The organism is Acidipropionibacterium jensenii DSM 20535 (assembly GCF_000425285.1).
Lineage (GTDB): Bacteria > Actinomycetota > Actinomycetes > Propionibacteriales > Propionibacteriaceae > Acidipropionibacterium > Acidipropionibacterium jensenii.
The window spans coordinates 53,561-75,323 of sequence record NZ_AUDD01000014.1; the positions used below are offsets into that span (position 1 = coordinate 53,561).

Annotated in this window: 15 protein-coding genes; 4 read left to right on the forward strand and 11 right to left on the reverse strand. The window is 71.4% G+C overall.

All coding sequences use genetic code 11. The features are described from left to right. Positions 1–17 precede the first annotated feature (17 nt). The 4 genes from H590_RS0109865 to lepA all read right to left on the reverse strand — a co-directional run bounded on the left by H590_RS0109865 (position 18) and on the right by lepA (position 6,395). Positions 18–1,664: an ABC-F family ATP-binding cassette domain-containing protein gene (locus H590_RS0109865; protein ID WP_028703422.1), complete on the reverse strand. Its 1,647-nt coding sequence runs from the start codon at positions 1,662–1,664 to the stop codon at positions 18–20. A gap of 162 nt (positions 1,665–1,826) precedes the next feature. Further along, complete coding sequence (gene menD / locus H590_RS0109870; protein WP_084149429.1) at positions 1,827–3,518, reverse strand: 2-succinyl-5-enolpyruvyl-6-hydroxy-3-cyclohexene-1-carboxylic-acid synthase; 1,692 nt, start codon at positions 3,516–3,518, stop codon at positions 1,827–1,829. After that, positions 3,511–4,515, reverse strand: coding sequence for an o-succinylbenzoate synthase (locus tag H590_RS0109875; protein WP_084149433.1), 1,005 nt, complete (start codon positions 4,513–4,515; stop codon positions 3,511–3,513). The genes menD and H590_RS0109875 overlap by 8 nt, the downstream gene beginning before the upstream one ends. Before the next feature lie 26 nt (positions 4,516–4,541). Further along, positions 4,542–6,395 carry a translation elongation factor 4 gene (gene lepA, locus H590_RS0109880; RefSeq protein WP_036981916.1) on the reverse strand — a complete coding sequence of 618 codons (1,854 nt, stop codon included), beginning with the start codon at positions 6,393–6,395 and terminating at the stop codon, positions 4,542–4,544. Positions 6,396–6,551: 156 nt separating this feature from the next. Here lepA and rpsT point away from each other — a divergent pair, with 156 nt between their 5' ends. Then, on the forward strand, positions 6,552–6,818 hold the full coding sequence (gene rpsT / locus H590_RS0109885) for a 30S ribosomal protein S20 (RefSeq protein WP_028703426.1): 267 nt from the start codon (positions 6,552–6,554) through the stop codon (positions 6,816–6,818). A 200-nt stretch (positions 6,819–7,018) separates the two neighbouring features. On the opposite strand, the gene holA is transcribed toward rpsT, so the two are convergent. The 6 genes from holA to H590_RS0109915 all read right to left on the reverse strand — a co-directional run bounded on the left by holA (position 7,019) and on the right by H590_RS0109915 (position 16,945). Next, positions 7,019–8,044, reverse strand: a complete 1,026-nt coding sequence (holA, locus tag H590_RS0109890; RefSeq protein WP_028703427.1) for a DNA polymerase III subunit delta — start codon at positions 8,042–8,044, stop codon at positions 7,019–7,021. 26 nt (positions 8,045–8,070) lie between these two features. Continuing rightward, on the reverse strand, positions 8,071–9,813 hold the full coding sequence (locus tag H590_RS0109895; protein WP_474390819.1) for a DEAD/DEAH box helicase family protein: 1,743 nt from the start codon (positions 9,811–9,813) through the stop codon (positions 8,071–8,073). 68 nt (positions 9,814–9,881) lie between these two features. After that, positions 9,882–12,257: a ComEC/Rec2 family competence protein gene (locus tag H590_RS0109900; protein WP_084149430.1), complete on the reverse strand. Its 2,376-nt coding sequence runs from the start codon at positions 12,255–12,257 to the stop codon at positions 9,882–9,884. Beyond that, the gene (locus tag H590_RS0109905; RefSeq protein WP_036981918.1) at positions 12,244–13,224 is read right to left on the reverse strand and encodes a ComEA family DNA-binding protein; all 981 of its coding nucleotides are present in this window, start codon (positions 13,222–13,224) and stop codon (positions 12,244–12,246) included. The genes H590_RS0109900 and H590_RS0109905 overlap by 14 nt, the downstream gene beginning before the upstream one ends. 100 nt (positions 13,225–13,324) lie before the next feature. Next, positions 13,325–15,811, reverse strand: a complete 2,487-nt coding sequence (leuS, locus tag H590_RS0109910) for a leucine--tRNA ligase (protein WP_028703431.1) — start codon at positions 15,809–15,811, stop codon at positions 13,325–13,327. Between the two features lie 87 nt (positions 15,812–15,898). After that, complete coding sequence (locus H590_RS0109915; RefSeq protein WP_028703432.1) at positions 15,899–16,945, reverse strand: DUF4192 domain-containing protein; 1,047 nt, start codon at positions 16,943–16,945, stop codon at positions 15,899–15,901. Between the two features lie 140 nt (positions 16,946–17,085). On the opposite strand from H590_RS0109915, the gene H590_RS17955 reads away from it, so the two are divergent. Next, positions 17,086–17,688, forward strand: coding sequence for a hypothetical protein (locus H590_RS17955; protein WP_051238465.1), 603 nt, complete (start codon positions 17,086–17,088; stop codon positions 17,686–17,688). Positions 17,689–17,779: 91 nt separating this feature from the next. Here H590_RS17955 and H590_RS0109930 read toward each other — a convergent pair whose 3' ends face one another. Then, a complete protein-coding gene (locus H590_RS0109930) occupies positions 17,780–19,042 on the reverse strand; it encodes an alpha-amylase family protein (RefSeq protein ID WP_028703434.1) in 1,263 nt (420 codons plus the stop codon). A gap of 165 nt (positions 19,043–19,207) precedes the next feature. On the opposite strand from H590_RS0109930, the gene H590_RS16045 reads away from it, so the two are divergent. After that, entirely contained in the window at positions 19,208–21,286 is a 2,079-nt protein-coding gene (locus tag H590_RS16045; protein WP_051238467.1) for a heavy metal translocating P-type ATPase, read from the forward strand. A 61-nt stretch (positions 21,287–21,347) separates the two neighbouring features. Continuing rightward, positions 21,348–21,755 carry a DUF1801 domain-containing protein gene (locus H590_RS0109940; protein ID WP_028703435.1) on the forward strand — a complete coding sequence of 136 codons (408 nt, stop codon included), beginning with the start codon at positions 21,348–21,350 and terminating at the stop codon, positions 21,753–21,755. Positions 21,756–21,763: the final 8 nt, after the last annotated feature.

The following is a 21,763-nucleotide window of genomic DNA, read 5'->3' on the forward strand; positions in this document are numbered from 1 at the left end:
TGCCGACGGAGGCCCTCTCAGGGCCCATCTCCGGCGCCCGGCGGCGACGGTGAGGTCTCGTGCAGGCCCGACTCGTCCATCGTGACCCAGGTGTCGATGCCGAGGCGGTCCAGGACGTGGCTGTCGTGGCTGACGACGATGAGTCCGCCACGGTAGCCGGCCAACGCATCGACGAGTTCGTCGACGCTGTGGAGGTCCAGATTGTTGGTCGGCTCGTCGAGGACCAGCAGCTGGTTCGGCGGATCGGCCAGCAGCAGGGCGGCCAGGGCGACCCGGAAGCGCTCCCCTCCCGACAGGTCCCCGACCCTCCGGTCGACGGCCTCGCCACGGAACAGGAACCTGGCCAGTCCCGCCCGCAGATCCCCTTCCGGCGCACCGGGGGCGGCAGCGCGCACCGTCTCCAGAGCCGTCGCCCCGTCGTCGAGATGGTCGAGACGCTGAGGCAGGTATCCGATGCGATCGGTGAGACCCTCGGCCCGCATCCCCTGCCATGGGGCACCCTCGGGGCTCATGAGGGTGTTCAGGAGTCGGGTCTTTCCGACGCCGTTGCGCCCGGTGAGGGCCAGGTGCTCCGGCCCCTGGAGAATGATCCGGTGGCCGTGACGGTCCCTCAGTTCGGCGAGCCGACGACCCGAGGGCACGTCGGGGTCCGGAAGGGCGATGGTGATGGTGGGGTCGCGGCGAATGCGCTCCTCCTGCTGCGCGACGGCCCGTCTCGCGGCCTCCACCGAGGCATCCAGCCTTCCGCGCAGCTTCCCGGCCGAGACCTGGGCCTCCTGCCTGCGGTTGTTCATGATCATCTTGGGCCTGCGCTTGTTCTGGTAGTCGGTGCGGGCGTAGCACCGGCGCCGGGCCAGTGTCGTCTGGGCCTCGACGCGTTGGCGCTGCTCGGTGCGCAGCTGCTGCTCGGCCGAGCGCAGGGCCTGCTGGGCGGCGGCCTGTTGGTCCGCCAGGTGGTCCTGGTAGTCGTCGTAGGGTCCGCCGAACAGGGCGAGAGTGCCGTCGCGCAGCTCCGCGGTGGTGTCCATCAGGTTGAGCAGCTCGACGTCGTGGCTCACCACGATCAGCGTCCCCCGCCACGAGGCGATCGCCTCGTACATCAGACGCCGCGAGTCCCGGTCGAGATTGTTGGTCGGTTCGTCGAGCAGCACCACCTCATGGCCGGCCAGCTGGAGGCCGGTCAGCGCCGCCAGCACCGTCTCCCCGCCCGACAGGGTGCCCACTCGCCGGTCCAGGCCGATTCCGGGCAGGCCTATTCCGGGAAGACCGATCCGGTCCAGCGCGGCCAGGCTGCGGGCCTCGACGTCCCAGTCCTCGGCCAGGGTCTCGAAGTGGGCGGGGTCGGCGTCCCCCGACTCGATGGCGCGCATCGCCGCCAGGCGGGCTGCGACCCCGAGTAGATCGGCGACCGTCGATCCGGTCTCCAGGATCAGGTGCTGGGGCAGGCGTCCGACCTCTCCGGTGACCGTCACGCTCCCCGAGGTCGGGGCGAGATTGCCCGCGATGAGGCGCAGCAGGGTGGTCTTGCCGGTGCCGTTGGAGCCGATCAGTCCGGTTCTTCCGGCGGTGAAGCTGGCCGACAGCTCATGCAGGACGGTGCTGCCGTCGGGCCAGTGGAATGAGAGGTGCGCCAGCGTCACGGCCGGCGTGCGGGTGGAGGACATGGGACTCCCGGGTTGTCAGTGGAGACGCTGACAACGGAGCCCCCGGATCCGGGGCGATCGACGACGTCAGCGCGCGATGGACGCGGTCAGACGGTCGCGGATCAGCATGACTGGAGTCCTCCCCGGGGAGATCAGAACACCGTCGAGGCTACCAGGGGTTCCTCAGGAGAGTCCGGTGAGCAGGGTCACCTCGACGATGCCTCGCCCGGTCACCGGACGCTCCAGAACGGCGGGCAGGCCGTCGACGTCGACCCGCTGGAAGTCGGCCCCCAGCGCCGCGGCCAGGTGGGCGAGGTCGATCCTCTGCGGGGTGAGGAAGAACCTCTCCAGGACGTCGTGGGGGGCCCGGGCATGCTCCAGGCCGGCAAAGATCGCCCCGCCCGAGTCGTTGAGAACGATCACCTGGACGTCGGCCTGACACTCGCGCCGCCCGGTCAGCAGACCGGTGGCGTCGTGGACGGCGGTGAGGTCGCCCACCACCGCGCGGACCGGACGGCCCAACCCCGTCGACAAGCCCACCGCCGTCGAGACGGTGCCGTCAATACCGGCCAGCCCACGGTTGGCCACCGCTGTCGGAGCCACCGCTCCGGGCACGGCGTGCCGGTCGAAGGAGCGGATCACCGCCGAGGCGCCGATCATCAGAGCCGGTCCTCCGGGAGTGCAGGAGGCCTGCCAGATCATCGCGGCGGCGCGGTTCTTCTCAGCGGCCGCCCCGGAGGCGCCGTCGACAGAGCCGTCTGGAGAGCCGCCATCCGGGTGGTCCGTGCGGTGGTCGGCACTGTGCCAGCGGTCCAGCCAGGACTCGTCCTCCCCCCTCGCGCGGATCTTCCCGGGGGCGGCGACCGGCCGTCCCACCCCGGCGACATCGGTCCACCGCGGGGAGTCGGTGATGACGGTGATCGGGATGTCGGTGCGGGCCAGTAGTCGCGAGACCGGCCGCGACAGGGTCGGATGGCCCAGCACCAGGACCCCCTCGATGTCGTCGGCCAGTGAGGTGGAGAGCAACCCTTGGTAGTCGACAAGGGCGGTGCGACCCGACCGGGCACCCGAGCTGGGTTCGGCCAGCAACGGCCATCCGTGCTCCTCGGAGAGCTCCCGGGCCCGTCCCCCCGCGGCGTCTCCGGCGACCACGACACTGCGGGCCGGCATCTCGACGAGCGGCCCGACGGGCTCAACCCGTCGTGCGGGGGTCGAGACCTCCGGTGGCTGACCGGGGAGCCACGCCCGGTCGGGCACCAGGGGGTCGCGGAAGCAGACATCCAGGTGCACCGGTCCGGGGTCCGCGCTGAACTCGCCGGTGGCGGCTGCCATCGTGCGACCGACCAGCCCGTCCAGCCGCGAATCGGCCGGGTAGCCGGCCGGAAGTGTGGCCGAGAACCGGGTCGCGGAGCCGAAGATCCCCTCCTGGACGGTGGTCTGGTTGGCCCGGGTGTGCCACATCTCGTGGGGCCGGTCGGCGGTGAGCAGCAGCAGCGGGACGCCGGCGGCATCGGCCTCCAGCACCGCGGGATGCAGGTTCGCCACCGCGGTGCCCGAGGTGGTCACGACCGCCGCCGGGGTGCTGCGGCCCTGCAGGACGGCGGCGCGGGACAGGCCCAGGGCCATGAATCCGGCCGTGCGCTCGTCGAGGCGGACGTGGACGCGCAGCCAGCCGGCCTGTTCGGCGGCGGCCAGGGCGTATCCCAGGGGTGCGTCGCGGGATCCGGGACAGTAGACGACCTCTCGCAGTCCTCGGGAGACCAGGGCGCGGATCAGGTACCGGGAGCGCAGTGCGGACTCGACCTCGGAGGCGGACCCTGTCTCGGATGGCCCTGTCTCGGAAGGCTGGGCCTCGGAGGGCTGGGTCTCAGGCATCGACGACCTCCAGCATCGCGTCCAACCGGGCCGCCCAGCGATCGCACAGCTGCGGGTCCCCCTCGGCGGCGTCGGCCTGGTCGACCTGGCAGCGGCGGACCGGGATGGAGCCGTCGACCGGGGTCATCGGGTCGGCGGTGACATCGCCGGTGAACAGTCGGGTGGTGGCCAGTCCGCAGGCGTGGTCGAGGTCGGGAAGGGCGGCCGCCAGATGGGAGGCCAGCCCGATCCCGACGCTGGTGTCCAGGGCCGAGGAGACGACGGCGGGCAGGCCGGCCTGTTCCACGACGTCCAGGGCTCGACGCACCCCGCCCAGGGGCTGGGCCTTGACGATGAGGATGTCGGCGGCGTGAGCGCGGGCCACCGCGACCGGGTCCTCGGCGCGGCGCACCGATTCGTCGGCGGCGATCGGGACGTCGACGGCCCGTCGCACCCGGGCCAGGTCCTCGACGCCGGGGCAGGGCTGCTCGGCGTACTCGAGTCCCCCGGCGGCCCGGTTCAGCTCTGCGATGGCGCGCACCGCGGTCTCGACGTCCCAGGCGGCGTTGGCGTCGACCCGGATGAGACCCTCGGGGCCCAGGGCGTCGCGGACCGCCTCGAGACGGGCGCAGTCGGAGGCCAGGTCGGTGCGCGGGTCGGCGACCTTCACCTTGGCGGTGCGGCACCCGGATCCCGCCACCAGCCGGTGGGCGAGCTCGGGGTCCACCACCGGCACGGTGACGTTGACCGGAATCCGGTCGCGGTGCGCCTCCGGCAGGGACGCCGTCGCCCCCTCGATTCCGGCCCTCAGCCAGGCCGACGACTCGGCGGGGGCGTAGTCCCAGAACGGGGAGGTCTCCCCCCAGCCGGCCGGACCGTGCAGCAGCAGGCCGTCGCGCACGTCGATGCGCCGGAACCGGACGGTGAGCGGCACCCGGTAGACCAGCACCCGGTCTATCCCCCGCTCGGCGAGAGATCTGGGCACGGCGAGCGGGTGAAGCGCAAGGGATCCGGTCACGGCGCCATGGTAGGCCCCGGCATGACTCACTTGGTGTCGGTGGCCTCACCGGTGCGAAGGGCCGCGACGAAGGCCTCCTGGGGCACCTCCACGGAGCCGACCATCTTCATCCGCTTCTTGCCGGCCTTCTGCTTCTCCAGCAGCTTGCGCTTGCGGGAGATGTCGCCGCCGTAGCACTTGGCCAGGACGTCCTTGCGGACCGCGCGGATCGTCTCGCGGGCGATCACCCGGGCGCCGATGGCCGCCTGGATGGGCACCTCGAACTGCTGGCGGGGAATGAGTTCGCGCAGCTTGCCGGCCATCGCGACCCCGTAGGCGTAGGCCTTGTCGCGGTGCACGATCGCCGAGAAGGCGTCCACCGGGTCCCCGGCCAGCAGGATGTCGACCTTCACCAGGTCGGAGGCCTGCTCGCCGGCCTCGTGGTAGTCCAGCGAGGCGTACCCCTTGGTGCGCGACTTCAGGACGTCGAAGAAGTCGAAGACGATCTCCGACAGCGGCATCGTGTAGCGGATCTCCACCCGGTCGGCCGACAGGTAGTCCATCCCCTTCTGGACCCCGCGGCGCTGCTGGCACATCTCCAGGATCGGGCCGATGAACTCGGCGGGGCTGAGGATGGTGGCGTCGACCACCGGCTCGTACACCTCGGCGATCCGCCCCTCCGAGGGGTACTCGGAGGGGTTGGTGACCCGCACCTCGGAGCCGTCCTCCATCACCACCCGGTAGACCACTGAGGGGGCGGTCGAGATGAGGTCGAGGTCGAACTCGCGCTCCAGCCGCTCGCGGACGATCTCCATGTGGAGCAGTCCCAGGAATCCGACCCGGAAGCCGAACCCCAGCGCAGTGGAGGACTCCGGCTCGTAGACCAGCGAGGCGTCGTTGAGCTGGAGTTTGTCCAGGGCGTCGCGCAGCTCGGGGAAGTCCTTGGCGTCGATCGGAAACAGTCCGGAGTAGACCATCGGCCGCGGTGGCGCGTAGCCGCCCAGATCGGTGGCCGAGGGGTCCAGGGCCCGGGTGACGGTGTCGCCGACCCGCGACTGGCGGACGTCCTTGACGCCGGTGATGAGATATCCGACCTCGCCGGCCCCCAGCCCCTCGGAGGGCACCATCTCCGGCGAGATGACCCCCATCTCCAGCACCTCGTGGGTGGCGCGGGTGCTCATCATGAGCACCTTGTCGCGGCTGCGCAGCTCCCCGTCGACCACCCGGACGTAGGTGACGACGCCGCGGTAGGTGTCGTAGACCGAGTCGAAGATGAGTGCCCGGGCCGGACCGTCGTCACGGCCGGCGGGGGCCGGCACCCGGGCGACGATGGTGTCGAGCAGCTGGTCGACCCCGACTCCGGTCTTGGCCGAGACCCTCAGCACCTCGGAGGGGTCGCAGCCGATGATCCCGGCGATCTCCTCGGCGTGCTTGTCGGGCTCGGCGCCGGGCAGGTCGATCTTGTTGAGCACCGGGATGATCTCGAGGTCGGCCTCCAGGGCCAGGTACAGGTTCGCCAGGGTCTGGGCCTCGATCCCCTGGGCGGCGTCGACCAGCAGGACCGCTCCCTCGCAGGCCTGCAGGGACCGCTCCACCTCGTATGTGAAGTCGACGTGGCCGGGGGTGTCGATCATGTTGAGGATGTAGTCGCAGTCACCGGTGCGCCAGGGCATCCGGACCGCCTGGGACTTGATCGTGATCCCGCGCTCCCGCTCGATGTCCATCCGGTCCAGGTACTGGGCGCGAGCGCTGCGCTCGTCGAGTACTCCGGTGAGCTGCAGCATCCGATCGGCCAGGGTGGACTTGCCGTGGTCGATGTGGGCGATGATGCAGAAGTTGCGGATCACCGACGGGTCGGTGGACCCGGGGCGCGGCGCATTCTCGACGGTGGACGCAGGCATCTGCTCCCTCAGCGGTTCAGAATCAGTATCAGTGGGCTCCGCACAGTCTCTCACGGGCCGGGGATTTGGTGGCCTGTCGGGCCGCTGGTAATGTTCTCTGTCGCGTCGTCTGTCGGCGCTTTCCCAGATTCATCGAGTGAAAACAGAGGCTGCCCAGTGCCCAACATCAAGTCGCAGGTCAAGCGCGTCAAGACGAACGAGAAGGCCCGTCTGCGCAACAAGGCCGTCAAGTCCGCTCTTCGCACCCACGTGCGCAACTTCCGTCGCGCCGCCGAGGCCGGCGACCAGGAGAAGGCTCTCAGCTACGCGAAGATCGCCAACCGTCAGCTCGACAAGGCGGTCTCCAAGGGCGTCATCCACCAGAACCAGGCCGCCAACCGCAAGTCGGCCATCTCCAAGAAGCTCAACTCGCTGGCCGCCTGAGCCGGCTCCCGAGCGGATCCACTGCTCACAGCGCCTCGACCCACTGGGTGGTCGGGGCGCTTGCCGCGCCCGGAAACGGCGTGACTCCCTGATGTCGGGATCGTGACGCTGTCCGCAACCTCGGCGCGCTGCCGTTCGGGGCGCGGATGCGGCTGTTCACAGGACCCATCAGACCGTTCCGGAACACGGCCGGGACCGGATCAGGAGCGCCGCGACCCCCGACGTCGCAGGCCGTTGATCTGCAGCAAAACGGCCTCCAGGGCGTACCCGGCGTCGACGGCGGCGCCCTTGACGGCCGCGTCGGCCCGGCCCACCGCGGTGATCGCCCTGGCCAGACCGAGGCTATCCCATCCGCGCGAGGTGCGCGACAGGTCCTTGATCCGCCCCATCGGCACCCCGATCGCCCTGGACATGTCCAGATCGCTCATCCTCGAGGTCCGCAGGTCCAGGTAGAGCCCCAGTCGGCGCAGCCCCAGGGCCAGCGCCGAGGTTACCTGCACCGGGGCGGTGCCGGTCGACAGCGCCCAGCGCAGCTGCTCCAGGGCCCGTGACAGGTCACCGGCCAGCACGGCGTCGCTGACCACATACCCCTTGACCTCGGCGCGCCCGCCGAAGTAGGTGGTGACGATCGCCGGGCTGATCCGGGTGGTGTCGGCGTCGGAGGCCACCTGGGCCAGTGCCGTCGCCAGGGTGCGCAGATCGTCGCCCAGAGCCATCTGGAGGGCATCGGCGGCGCCGGCCTCCAGGACCAGTCCGGTGGAGTGGGCCTCGGCCGCGATGAACTTCGGCACATCCCACGGCCTGGGGGCGGCGGCGTCGATCCTCTCGACCCCCGCCTTGCGCAGCCGGTCGACCAGGCCCTTGCCCTTGACACCGCCGGGGTGGACCAGGATCAGGCACAGGTCGGGGCCGGGGTCGGCGGCGGCTGCGGCGACCATCTCGAACAGGTCCTTGTCGATGTCGCAGATCTGGTCGACCACCAGGGCGGTGGCCGTGCTGAACAGGGATCCCCCGCTGGCCTCCAGGAAGTCGGCGCCGGTCATCCCGGTGCCGGTGAGCCGGACCACCTCGACCTCGGGTCGCTCGGTGCGGGCGGCCGCCACCCGTTGGTTCACCGCCCGCTCGCTGAGCAGCGCCTCGGGGCCGTGCACCAGCAGGGTCCGTCCGAAGACGGAGCTGTTCTGGCTCGCTCTCCTGCCGCCTCGTCCGGTCACGGAGCCCAGCATGCCAGCTGTCACCGACAGTTCTGCACTCAGTGCCGGTGCAGCCAGATGAGCCGCCTCTGCAGCAGGTGCATTGGCGCGGCGTCATTCTTCTCCCCGGGGATCTCCCGGTAGAGCTGGCCCCAGGCGGCCTGCGGGGTGAGCCGGTGGTCGCGGGCGAAGTCCTTCAGGGCGGTGGAGATCTCCCGGCGCATCTCGTGGGGGTCGGTGATCTCGTCGTAGACGGATCCTCCGGCATGCTGCAGGGCGATCAGGTCCTCGCGCCTCTCCTGCCTGCTGAGGGCCTCCTGGCTGGCCCGTCGGGCGCGTCTGACCGAGGCCACCTTCTTGGCCTTCTCGGCGCGCGCCTGCTCGTCTCGGGCCAGCAGGGCCCTCTCCTGGGCGGGGGTCAGCAGCCCGTCGAGGGCGAAAAGTCCGCCGTCGGAGGGTTCGGTGGCGGTCTCGATGACCTCCCCGAGGATGGCGTCGGAGGCGACCGCCTGCCATCCGGGGCCTCCCTCACCGGGCTCGTTGCGCTCGCGCTCGGCCTCCTCCAGCGGGTCCCCCTCGGTCGGCGGGGCGATCACGTGGTCGCGCTGCTCCTCCATCTCGGCGGCCAGGTCGAGCAGTCTGCTCACCGCGGGGAGGAAGACGGTGGCCCGCTCCCGCCGGTTGCGGGCGCGCACCACCCGGCCGACCATCTGGGCGAAGAAGAGCGGGGTGGAGGCGGTGGTGGAGTAGATGAGGACGGCGGCGTCGGGGACGTCGACCCCCTCGGTGATGAGGCGGACGCAGACCGCGCAGATGGTGTCGGGGTCGTCGCGGTAGTCGGCGAGTTTGCGGGCCGAGGCGGCGTCATCGGAGACGATGACGCTGGCCCGGTTCCCGGTGACCTGGTTCCACACCTCGGCGTACTCCTTGGCGACCTCCTGGTTGGAGGCCGGGATGAGGACCTTGGCGTGCGGGATCTGGCCGGAGTCGCGCAGTCGGTTGACCCGGGCCCAGGCGGCAGCCATCACATGGGCGATCCACTCCCCGTCGGGGTCCAGTGCGGTGCGCCAGGCCATCTCCTCGGAGCTGCGGGTGAGTTCGGAGTCGCCGAGAATCGCGGTGTGCTCCTCGCCGACCGAGTCGTTCCAGGTGGATCGTCCCGAGTAGGTGGCGAAGGTCACCGGGCGCACGACGCCGTCGTGCAGCGCCTCGGCGTAGCCGTAGGTGTGGTCGGCGACCGACTCCAGGACCCCCTCCCCGACGTCCTCGTAGTGGACGTGGGCGATCTTCGCGTCGTCGGAGCGGAACGGCGTCCCGGTGACCCCGAGGCGTCGACGGGCGTGGGAGAAGGCGTCGATGACGCCGGCCCCCCAGCTCATCTGGTCGCCGGCGTGGTGGATCTCGTCGAAGATCACCAGGGTGCGATGTGTCTCGGCGCGCGCGGCGTGCAGGGCGGGCTTCTGGGCCACCTGGGCGTAGGTCACCACGCAGCCGTGGGCGTCGGAGGGCAGCCGCTCGGAGTTGGGGGTGTCGCGCAGGTCCAGTCCGAGGGCACCGGCGGCCCCGATCCACTGGGTGCGCAGGTGGTCGGTGGGGCACACCACGATGACCCGATCGATGACGTGGGTCTGCCACAGGTGGGCGGCCACGGCCAGGGTGAAGGTCGTCTTGCCGGCTCCCGGTGTGGCGCACTCCAGCCAGTCGGTGGGATCGGCGGCGATGTACCTGTCAAGGGCCTCGCGCTGCCAGGCGCGCAGTCGGACCGGCATTCTGGGGCCCTTGGCCGCAAACCGTGAAACCACCTGTCCCCTTCCCGAGGTTCTCGTCATGAGGTGTGACACCAGCGGACAAACCTAGCTCATCGATCGCCTCATCGCCGCGTCCTGGTCACCACCTGGTGCTGGTGGGACTCGACGGTCACCGTGCCCTGCTGGTCGGTGCGGCGCACCTCCATGCCGAGCCGGCCGGCCAGCCTGAGGGCGCCGGCCGCCGGGTGCCCGTAACTGTTGTCGAGCCCCGACGAGGCGATCGCCAGGCGGGCCCCGGTGGCTCTCCAGAAGGCCTCGTCCTGGCGGCCCGATCCGTGGTGGGGCATCACCAGGACCTGTGCCTGCAGGCTTCGCCCCGAGCCCTCGGCCCAGCGCCGGGCGGCCTGCTGGGCCAGCGGCTCGATGTCCCCGGTGAGCATCGCGGTGAGCTCGGGGGTGCGGGCGCGCACCACCACCGAGGAGTTGTTCTCGGCCGATGACTCCCCCGACCCAGCGTCCTCCTCACCGTCGACCGGCCCCGACCAGAGCACCTCCAGGTGCACCTGGCCGACCTGGACGGTGTCTCCGGGCACCGCCGCCCGCAGCCGGACCCCGGCCCCGGCCGCGCTCCTGAGGACCCGTTGCGCCTCGGCCCTGGGGGAGGCCAGCGGGGAGACCAGCACGGTCTGCACCCCGGAGCGGGCCAGCACCGCCTCGGTGCCCCCGACGTGGTCGGAGTGGAAGTGGGTGAGCACCAGCACCGGGACCTGCCGGACGCCGAGCTCGTCGAGGCATCGGACCATCGGTTCGGGTTCGGGGCCGGTGTCGACCAGGACGGCGGCCGCCGGGCCGGCGCGGACCAGCACCGCGGTGCCCTGGCCGACGTCGCAGACCCCCAGCTGCCAGTCGCCGGGCCAGCCGGGGACCGGGGGTCGCACCACGGTGGCCAGCACCACCAGGATCGCGGTGACCAGGGCCCGCAGCCGTCGGGCGAGCAGCCACGGGGTGATCATCCCGATGCCCAGGCACAGCCCGGCCAGAACCACCAGGAGAACCGGCCTGGCCGGCCACTGGAGGGCTCCGGCCGGGGCCGCGGCGCCGGTCCTGGCGATCCACAGGATGGGGGCCACGCACCAGCCGGCGAGCCATCCGGCGGGGACCCCCAGTGGCGCCCAGACCGCCCCGAGCAGGGCCGCCGACATGCCCAGGGTGGTGGCCGGGGCGACGAAGGGCGCCGCGGCGAGGTTGGCGAGCAGGCCGGTGGTGCTCACCTGCCCCGACAGCCAGGTGATGATCGGCTGGGTGGCCAGCTGCGCGGCCCAGGGCACCGCGACCGCCCGGGCCAGGTTGAGAGGCGCCCAGGAGGCCATCGCCGCGGCCCAGCCGGCGGTCCACCACAGGATGCCGGCGGTGGCGCTGACCGACAACCACAGTCCCACCGACCGTGACAGCCAGGGGTCGGCGATCATCAGTCCCACCACGGCCACGCACAGGGCGCGCAGTCCCGCGGCCCGGTCGAAGGCCAGTCCTACCGCCGCCAGGGTGACCACCCCCATCGCCGCGGCCCGGACCACCGAGGGTTCGGAGCGGCAGATGATGACGAATCCCACCACCCCGCACACGCTGAGCACCCGCAGCAGTCGGCGTCTCATCCCCAGCCAGGACCCGACCCACCACAGCAGGGCGGTGGTGGCGGCCAGATTGGCCCCCGAGACCGCCATCAGGTGGGTCAGGGAGGTGGCCCGGAACTCCTCGGCGATCGTCTCAGGGACCATGGTGGTGTCGCCGACCACCAGGGAGGGGACCAGGGCGCGCTGGTCGGGCGGACTGTGGGCGACCGAGGTGACCAGCGCGTCGCGGATCCTGTTGACCCCGGCGTCCAGGGCTCCGGGACCGGACATGACCCTCGGTGGCGCGGTGAGCCGCAGCCATCCGGCGTGCGGGTCCTCGGGGGCCGCCGCGGTGAGGATGCCGCGCACCTCGACGGTGCTGCCCACCCTCAGCCCCGACACCTGGGAGCGCAGGGCCGGACCGGCCCGCACGATCAGCGGCGAGGCGGCGGTGATCTGCTGGCCGCGGGCGACCAGGGTCACGGTGCGCACCTGGACCAGCACGGCCTCGGGCATCACCCCGCGGGCCTGGAGGGTTCTCGGGTCCGAGCTGATCCTGACCACCGCGGTGACCGCCGCTCCCCCGGCGGCCAGCCGGTGCACCGGGGAGTCGTGGAGGGCCCCGACCCTCATCAGCCCGAGGGTGGCCAGCACGGCGGTGACGGCCGCGCAGGCGGCCAAGGACCACCGCCTGCCGATCGTGGCGAGCACCAGCACCACCAGGGCGGTCAGGCCGATCGCGACCACCGGGGGACGCTGGCCGGTGGTGACGCACCAGGAGGTCGCCACGGCGGCCACCGCCAGCGGCAGGGTGCGCAGGTCCGGCCTGGCCCCGTGCGCGGTTCTGGACCCGGGCTTAGTGCCGGGGCCGCTTCTAGACCCGGACATGGTTCTTGAGCCGGGCGAAGGTCTTGGGGCCGATCCCGTCGATCTCCTGGAGTTCGGCGATGTCGGTGAACCTGCCGTGACTCTGGCGGTGGGCGATGATCTTGGCCGCGGTCGCAGGGCCCACCCCGTCCAGGGTCTGGAGCTGTTCGGAGGTGGCGGTGTTGAGGTCGATGCGGGTGTCGCCGCCGGTGGTGCCCGACCCGGTGCCCTGGGCTGCGCCGGGGACTCCCCCGGTGCCCTGACCTCCGGTTCCCTGGCCCCCGGTTCCCGGATCACCAGCGGCCGGAGAGCCTCCCGCGGCTCCCGTCGACTGGTCGGGAGGGATCACCCGGCCGTCACCGGCGGCCGGGATGACCACCTGGCAGCCGTCGCAGACCGGGGCGGCGAGGTTGAGCCTGCCCGGGTGGGCCCCGGGAGCCATCCCGCCGGCAGCGCTCACGGCGTCGACCACCCGCGCCCCGCCGGGCAGCTGGTGGACCCCGGGCCGGTTGACCCGGCCGAGCACGTGCACCCGGATCCTCGTGTCCACCGAGGGCGTGGTGACGACCGGGGTGGAGGGTGCCGCCGAGACCACCGGGCTCATCGAGACCGCCGACAGCGGCACCGTGGAGGGCCGGGCCCGCATCAGCCACACGGCCACCACAGCCAGCACCAGGACCAGCACGATCCCGAGGGCCGACAGATGGGGTGCGGTGAGGGTCCGCGCGGCCGGGGACCACCCGGACCCGGCACCGGCCGACCTGCTGGAGCCGTCCGGTCCGGCCCGTGAACCTGCAGTGGAGCGCCGGTCGCCATCGGAGCCGGACACGCCATCGGAGCCGGAGGCGGTGTCCTTGCGGGCATCAGAGCCGGCATCGGGGGCGGGGTCGGGTTCGCTGTCGTGGGCGCGACGGGGCCCGGGGACCGGGCCGGGGAGCCCGGCCAGCAGGTCCTCGAGCCGGTCGCGGAATGAGTCGTCGCTCTTCACACCTCCACTTATCGCGGTGGAGGGGACGAATCGGACACCCGATCTCCAACCTGTGGACAACTCGTCGCCGGGGGCGAGCAGCTGTCCACAGGCGGGAGGGCTACCTCACGACGATGGAGATCATCTTCGGCAGCCGGGCGATGACCTTGACGACCTGCTTGTCACCGATGTGACGCTGGACGTTCTGGTCGGCGGTGGCCGCCGCGACGGCGTCGGTCTCGGAGATGTCGGGGGCGACCTGGATCTTGCCGCGCACCTTCCCGTTGACCTGGACCACCAGGGTCACCTCGTCGGCCACCAGCAGCGACGGATCGGCGGTCGGCCAGCTGGAGTTGGCCACCGAGGCCTCGTTGCCGAGCAGCTCCCACATCTCCTCGGAGACGTAGGGGGCCAGCATCGACAGGGCCTGGGCGGTGAAGGTCACCGCCTCGCGGACCGCCGGGTCGGCGGCACCGCAGCCGGAGTCGATGGCCTTGCGGGTCGCATTGACCAGCTCCATGATGCGGGCCACCACGACGTTGAACCGTCCGCCGTCGAGCAGATCGGTGATCTCGGCGATCGCGTGGTGGGTGGCCCGGCGCAGGGACAGGTCCCCGGTGGCCGGGTCGGCGTCGGCCGGGGCGGTCACATCGGCGGCCACCCGGTAGGCCCTCTGGAGGAACTTCAGGGAGGCTCCCGGGGAGACGTCGGCCCAGTCGATGTCCTCCTCCGGGGGTCCGGCGAAGATCACCGTGGTCCGCACGGCGTCCACCCCGAACTGGTCGAGCTGCTTGCCCAGATCGACGCCGTTGCCCAGCGACTTCGACATCGCCCGGCCCTGGTTGATCACCTGGCCCTGGTTCATCAGCCGCGAGAAGGGCTCGTCGAAGTCGACCAGACCCATGTCGTGGAGCACCTTGGTGAAGAACCGCGAGTAGAGCAGGTGCATGGTGGCGTGCTCGACACCGCCGACGTACTGGGCCACCGGCATCCAGCGGCGCACCTCCTCGGGGTCGAAGGCCTCGCGGTCGTCGTGCGGGGAGCAGTAGCGCAGGTAGTACCAGGAGGAGTCGACGAAGGTGTCCATCGTGTCGGTGTCGCGCTCGGCCGGTCCGCCACACGTCGGGCAGGCCACCTCGCGCCAGGACCGGGCCTCCTCGCCGGCCAGCGGGGAGACTCCCTTGGGGGCCAGATCGGCGCCGCGCAGATCGGGCAGCCGGACCGGCAGCTGGTCCTCGGGCACCGGGACGTCGCCGCAGGACGGGCAGTGGATGACCGGGATCGGGCAGCCCCAGAACCGCTGGCGGCTCAGCAGCCAGTCGCGCAGCCGGTAGGTGATGGTGGCCTCGCCGATCTTGCGGTCGTCGAGGAACCGGCACATCCGGGAGACTCCCTCGGCCTTGTTGGTGAGGCCGTCCAGGTCGCCGGAGTTCTGGTAGGCGCCGTCGCCGATGGTGGCGATCCCGCTCTCGCGCGGGTCGGGCTCGCCGGTGTCGATGACCGGGATGACCTCGATGCCGTACTTGCGGGCGAAGTCCAGGTCGCGCTGGTCGTGGGCGGGCACGGCCATGATCGCGCCGGTGCCGTAGTCGGCCAGCACGTAGTCGGCGGCCCACACCGGGATCTTCGCGCCGTTGACCGGGTTGGTGGCCTCGGCCCCCAGGTAGACGCCGGTCTTGATGTGCTCGGTGGACTGGCGCTCGATCTCGGTCTTCTTCTTGACGGTCTCCAGGTACTCCTGGAAGGCCGGCCGCTGCTCATCGGAGACGACCTGGTCGGCCAGGTCGGCGTCCGGGGCGACGACCATGAAGGTGGCCCCGTAGAGGGTGTCGGGACGGGTCGTGAAGACCCGCACCGGCTCGTCGTGGCCGTCGATCATGAAGTCGACGTAGGCGCCCTCGGAGCGGCCGATCCAGTGGCGCTGCATGGCCAGCACCCGCTCGGGCCAGTGGCCCTCGATCTCGCTCATGTCGTCCAGCAGCCGCTGGGCGTAGTCGGTGATGCGGAAGTACCACTGGTTGAGCTGGCGCTTGGTGACCACCGCGCCGCAGCGCTCGCAGCGGCCCTCCTTGACCTGCTCGTTGGCCAGCACCGTCTGGTCCTCGGGGCACCAGTTCGCCCACGAGTCCTTCCGGTAGGCCAGGCCGCGCTCCATGAACTTCAGGAACAGCCACTGGGTCCAGCGGTAGTACTCCTCGTCGGAGGTCTGCAGCCGCTTGTCCCAGTCGAAGGAGATCCCGTACCGCCGGAAGGAGGAGGCCTGGGTGTCGATGTTGCGGTAGGTCCACTCGGCGGGATGGGTGCCGTGGTGGATGGCGGCGTTCTCGGCGGGCAGCCCGAAGGAGTCCCAGCCCACCGGGTGCATGACGTCGTAGCCCTTCAGACGCCAGTACCTGGCCACCACGTCGCCGATCGCGAAGGCCTCGGCGTGACCCATGTGCAGATCGCCCGAGGGGTAGGCGAACATGTCGAGCACGTAGCGACGCTCCCTGGAACCGTCGTCAAGGGTGGCGAAGGTCTTGTGCTGTTCCCAGTACCTCGACCACTTCTCCTCGGCAGCAGTCGCGTCGTAGCCTGCACGACGCGTCTCGCTCACTCCGTTGCTCACGTCTCACCTCTCGTTTGATGCCCGGACAATTCTAGCGATACGACCGCTGGTGGCCGCGCCATGACCGTTCCGGGACCCTCGCAGGGCTCATCGGCGACGCCGACGGGCGGTTCGGCGGCCCCGGGAGGAGCGGCGCGGCCTCTTGTGCACCGGCCCGGCGGGGGCCACCGCGTCGAGGAGGATCCCGTGGGCGATGAGCTCGGGATCCGGTGCCATCAGGGGCCACGCCGAGGGGTGGACGGCGCTGCGCTGGAGATGGTCCAGGGCCCGGAAGATCACCAGGTCCGGGTCGATGCCGCTCGCCCTCTCCAGGCAGCAGCTCTCCAGGGCGCCGTCGCCGGTGAGCCAGGCCGCCAGCCCACACAGCACCAGGGGCCGGGCGGCCATCGACTCGGGGACGTGGGCGATCACCTGGGTCCACGCCCGCACCATCGCCCGTGCCACATCGGCTTCGGTGGAGACCCACTGGGCCAGGGCGATCTCGTCGTCGCAGGTGAGGTGCGCCAGTTGGAGGGCGGTGCGGACGTCGGGGGGATCCTCGGACTCGGCGATCTCGGTCCAGATCCGGGTGATCTCGTCGGCGGCCTCCCGGTGGCTCAGCTCGGCGGCCCACTGGCCGGTCTCGATGAGCAGGGGGCCGTCGGCGGCCAGCTGCTCGGGGGTCGGGCCGGCGACGCTGGCCGCCAGGGTGGTGCGGTCCGGCAGGACTCCCAGTCCCCGGTAGACGGCCTCGGCCCTCACCTCCTCGTCGACCACCACCGCGTGGCCGTCCTCGGCGCAGCGCTCGGAGTCGCAGTACAGACTCCACCACCGGGCGCCGTCGGTGGCCACCGCGTCGATGACGCGTTCGGGGCCGAACATCGACTCGGCCAGCTGGAGCGCGTCGCAGGCCTGCCGTCCCCCTTCCGACCAGGCGACCATCAGGAGCTGGGAGTCGGGGAACCGGGTGGCCACCGGGCCCAGCAGGGCCATCAGGCCGCCGGGGGTGCGCACCTCCTCGAGGTCGGCCCGCACGGTGCACACCAGGCCGGGATTGATGACGAGGATGACCAGGTCCTCGCAGGGTCGGTACCCCAGCAGGTGGGGAATGATGCTGATCGCCTGGTCGACGGAACGGATACGGACGGGGGGCATGGACTGCTGCTGTGTACTCACACTGAACGTGTCGTGGTCGCGGGCCCGATCTGCCGCTGCCCGGCGAATCTGTGGACAACGCCGCGATCCTCTTCCGGAGCCGACCGCACCTGTGGACGGCGACGTATCGTGGGTGCCCTATGAGCGCACCCCAGTGGCCCGGTCCGGACGACCGACCCGGCACCGCATCCCGCAGCACGATCGAGCAGTACGCCCCGCCCCGGCGCCGGGGCGGCTGGGTGATGGCTGTGATCGTCGTGCTGGTGGTGGCGGCCCTGGCGGTGGCGGCCTGGAGGGTCAGCCGCGACCCGCAGACCGCGACGGGCGGCGTCTCCCCCTCAGCGGTGCCCACCAGTACCCGGGCGACGCCGGTGCCGATCGCCCCGACGGCCACCTCGGCCGTCTCCTCGATCCCGTTCGTGACCAGCACCGGATCGGCCAAGGGCCGGTGGACGATCAAGAACGTGTCCTGGTCCTCGACCGGGGTCACCCTCACGATGACCCTCCAGGTCACCGCCGGGACGCTGTCCAGCTACTCCTTCTACCTCATGGAGAACGGCTCCACCGAGGTCCACTCCCCCGAGAGCAAGGGCTGGTCCGACGACATCGCCAACGGGACGATCCGGGCCGGCGAGACGGTGAGCGGGCGGGTCTTCATCCCCTGTCCGAAGGTCGACTCCACCGTGATGCTGGTCCGCGGTGCCGGTTTCGACCCGGTGACCGCACTGACCATCTCCGCCTGAACCCCGGCTGATCCCCTCCCACCTGATTCACCCCCGGTTTCCCTCGCGGCCACCCGGGGAAGCCGCCGGACACCGCTCGCCGGACACCGGGTCAGTGCGCTGCGCTGTCGGCGGCCTGCTGGGACCACAGGGTCTGACCGGCACTGTCGATCACCGTGGCGCGCGGCGTCGCGGTGAGGTCGATCCGGACGTCGAGGAAGTCGGCCCCGTCGGCGGCGGTGGACCGGTAGTCGAATCGGGCGTTCTCCAGATGCAGAGTGCTGGTGGTCGCGGTGGTGAGCCACGGGTGACGCCGGCGCAGACCGATCAGGTCCTGATGGGCCCGCAGGATGTCCTGGCCCCAGCCGGCCAGCTGCTCGGGATGGTCGGGAACGGGGGGTCGGATGTCGTCGTCCCCGCCGATCCGCTCCTCCTTGACCCCGGTGAACCCCTGCTCGTCGCCGTAGTAGATCGACGGGATGCCGCCGATCGTCATGAGGATCGCCAGGGCGGTGACCGCGCCGTCGGCCCCCAGCGTGCTGGCGATCCTGGTGACGTCGTGGTTGCCGATGAAGGTGTTGGGCGTGAAGTCGGCGAGGAATCCGTTGTGACGCTTGAGGGACCAGGCCAGTTCGAACAGGTTGCGGTCCTTGAGGCTGGACCAGATCGCCTTCCACAGCTCGTACTGGGTCACCGAGTCGACCCCCGAGGAGTCGACGAACTCGGGGTAGTCGCCGTGGATCACCTCGCCCAGGAACCACGCCTGGGGGAACCGTTCCCGGATCCCGGGGAGCACCCGCGACCAGAAGGCGGTGGGCACCGAGTAGGCCGCGTCCAGCCGCCAGCCGTCGATCCCCCGCTCCAGCCAGTGCGCCATCACCGCGGACGTGTACTCGACGGCGCGATCGCTGGAGTGGTTGAGCCGCACCAGGGAGGAGTGGCCCTCGAAGACCCGCGGTGCCGGGCCCCCCTTGGCCTGCCAGTCGATGTCGAAGAGGTCGGCGTCGGGACCGTCGGGGCCCTCCGCCAGGGCCCGGATCACCCCGGGGTGCTGGGATCCGACATGGCTGAAGACGCCGTCCAGCAGGATTCTCAGGCCGCGGTCCCGGCAGCCCGCCACCAGGCGGTCGAAGTCGTCCTCATCGCCGAGCCGCGGATCGATCACCATCGGGTCGAGGGTGTCGTAGCCGTGCGACTCGGAAGCGAATATCGGCCCCAGCAGCAGCCCCGAGGCGCCGAGCTCGACGGCGTAGTCGAGCCAGTGGGACAGCCTGCCCAGGCGGTGGGTGAGGGTGCGGTCACCGTCCCGAATGGGAGCGCCGCAGAACCCCAGGGGGTAGACGTGCCACCAGATCGCGTGGTCAACCCAGGTCACCGGATCCTCCTGATCAGTTGTGTCTCGAATGCGTTCAGTGCCATTGACGAGCGTAATTCACCGGCAACCCCCGCGTCGCAGGTACCGCCCGGCCAGGGGCGAGAACTCCTTGTTAATACCCCCTGGGGGTATTAATCTCGGGGGTGTCAGCCGAGGAGTGGACCCATGACCGATCACCACGCACATGCGCACCACGAGACAGACGAGCAGCACGGCTCCCACGAGCGGCGCAGCTCACATGAGGAGCACGGCTCCCACGAGGAGCACGAGACCCACGCGTCCCATCAGGGGGCTCACACCCACCACCAGGACCATGCGGCGGGATTCCGGCGCCTGTTCTGGGCCAATCTGGTCCTCGCGGTGCCGGTGGTGGCGCTGTCCCCGATGTTCGCCTCCCTGATCGGCTACTCCACACCGGGCTGGACGGCCCCCGTCGCCCCGGTGCTGGGCACCGTGATGTTCGCGTGGGGAGGCCGCCCCTTCCTGGCCGGCGCCCTGACCGAACTGCGCTCCCGCCGGCCGGGAATGATGATGCTCATCGGCCTGGCGATCACGGTGGCCCTGGTGTCCTCGTGGGGAGCCACCGTGGGGGTCCTCGACCACCACCTGGACTTCTGGTGGGAGCTCGCCCTGCTGATCGTCATCATGCTGCTGGGCCACTGGGTCGAGATGCGCTCGATCGCGCAGACCTCATCGGCCCTGGAGTCTCTGGCCGCGCTGCTTCCCGACGAGGCGCAGCGCGTCGACGGCGAGCGGATCGTCACGGTCTCCCCCGCCGATCTGGCCGTCGGCGACCTGGTGCTGGTGCGCCCCGGCGGGGCGGTGCCGGCCGACGGCACGATCGCCGAGGGCGGCGCCTCGATGGACGAGTCGATGGTCACCGGGGAGTCCCGTCCGGTCGAGCGCAGTGTCGGAGACAGGGTCGTGGCGGGAACCGTGGCCACCGACTCCGGGCTGAGGGTGAGGGTCACCGCGACCGGCGAGGACACCGCCCTGGCCGGTATCAGGAGAATGGTCGCCGAGGCCCAGACCTCGTCCTCCCGGTCCCAGCGGATCGCCGACCGGGCGGCGGCCCTGCTGTTCTGGTTCGCCCTGGCCACCGCCGGCCTCACCGCCCTCGTGTGGAGTCTCATCGGCCTTCCCGACCAGGCCGTCACCCGCGCCATCACCGTCCTGGTGATCGCCTGTCCGCACGCCCTGGGCCTGGCGATCCCGCTGGTGGTCTCAATCTCCACCGGACGGGCCGCCCGCGCGGGTGTGCTCATCCGGGACCGGCTCGCACTGGAGCAGATGCGCACCGTCGACGTCGTCGTTCTGGACAAGACCGGAACCCTCACCCGCGGCAGGCCGACCCTCGACGCCGTAGCACCGGTGCAGGGCTGGTCGGCCGAGGCCCTGCTCGCCCTGGCGGCCGCCGCCGAGACGGACTCCGAGCATCCATTGGCCCGGGCCGTGGTGGAGGCCGCGCACGACCGGGGTGTGAGGGTGCCGGCGGCCGGCGGTTTCAGCTCCTCCCCGGCAGTCGGGGTGAGCGCCACCGTCGAGGGACGGGTGGTGCGGGTCGGAGGGCCGCGCCTGCTCCGGGAGGTCGGCGCCGCCGAGGTCGACGAGGCCGAGCGGTGGCGTCGCGACGGTGCGATCATCCTGCACGTCCTGGCCGACGGGGAGGTGATCGGCGGGCTCGCGCTGTCCGACGAGGTGCGCCCGGAGTCCGCCGAGGCGGTGGCGGCGCTGCACCGCGACGGCGTCGAGGTGATGATGATGACCGGCGATGCCGAGCCGGTCGCCCGGTCGGTGGCCGGCCGGCTCGGCGTGGACCGGGTCTTCGCCGGCGCCTCCCCGGCCGACAAGGCCGACCTGGTCGCCGACCTCCAGGAGCAGGGGCACCGGGTGGCGATGGTCGGTGACGGGGTCAACGACGCCCCGGCCCTGGCCCGGGCCGATGTCGGGGTGGCGATCGGCGCCGGCACCGATGTCGCGATCGCCTCGGCCGGCGTCATCCTCGCCAGCTCCGACCCGCGCTCGGTGAGCTCGGTGATCGCCCTGTCGCGGGCGACCTACCGCAAGATGACGCAGAACCTGTGGTGGGCCGCCGGGTACAACCTCGTCGCGGTGCCGCTGGCCGCCGGGGTGCTGGCCGGGGTCGGGTTCGTCCTGCCGATGTCGGTAGGCGCGGTGCTGATGTCGGCCTCCACCGTGGTGGTCGCGCTCAACGCCCAGTTGCTCCGGTGGCGGGCACAATGACCCCACCCGGGCCGGGGAGCGGGTCCGAGGGGATCCGGGTGCGGCGACAAGGAGTGTCGAGATGGCGGAGAACAAGACCACGGTGACCGACGTCGACCCCGAGGACTTCCTCGCCGGCGTGAAGACCGCACGCCAGCGGGAGGAGTCCCGGAGGCTGCTGGCGATGATGAGCGAGCTGACCGGTGCACCGGCGCGGATGTGGGGGCCGACGATGGTCGGCTTCGGGCAGTACCACTACCGCTACGACACCGGACGGGAGGGAGACGCCCTCATCCTCGGATTCGCCCCGCGCAGCGGCAAGTTCGCGCTCTACGGGCTGATGGACAGTCCCGAGGCACCCGCCCTCCTGGAGCGGCTCGGCACGCACCGGCGGGGAGCCGGCTGTCTCTACGTCAACCGGCTGGACGACGTCGACGAGGAGGTGCTGGCCGAGCTGATCCGCGCAGCCTGGGCCGCCCGAAGGCCGTGACGGCCATC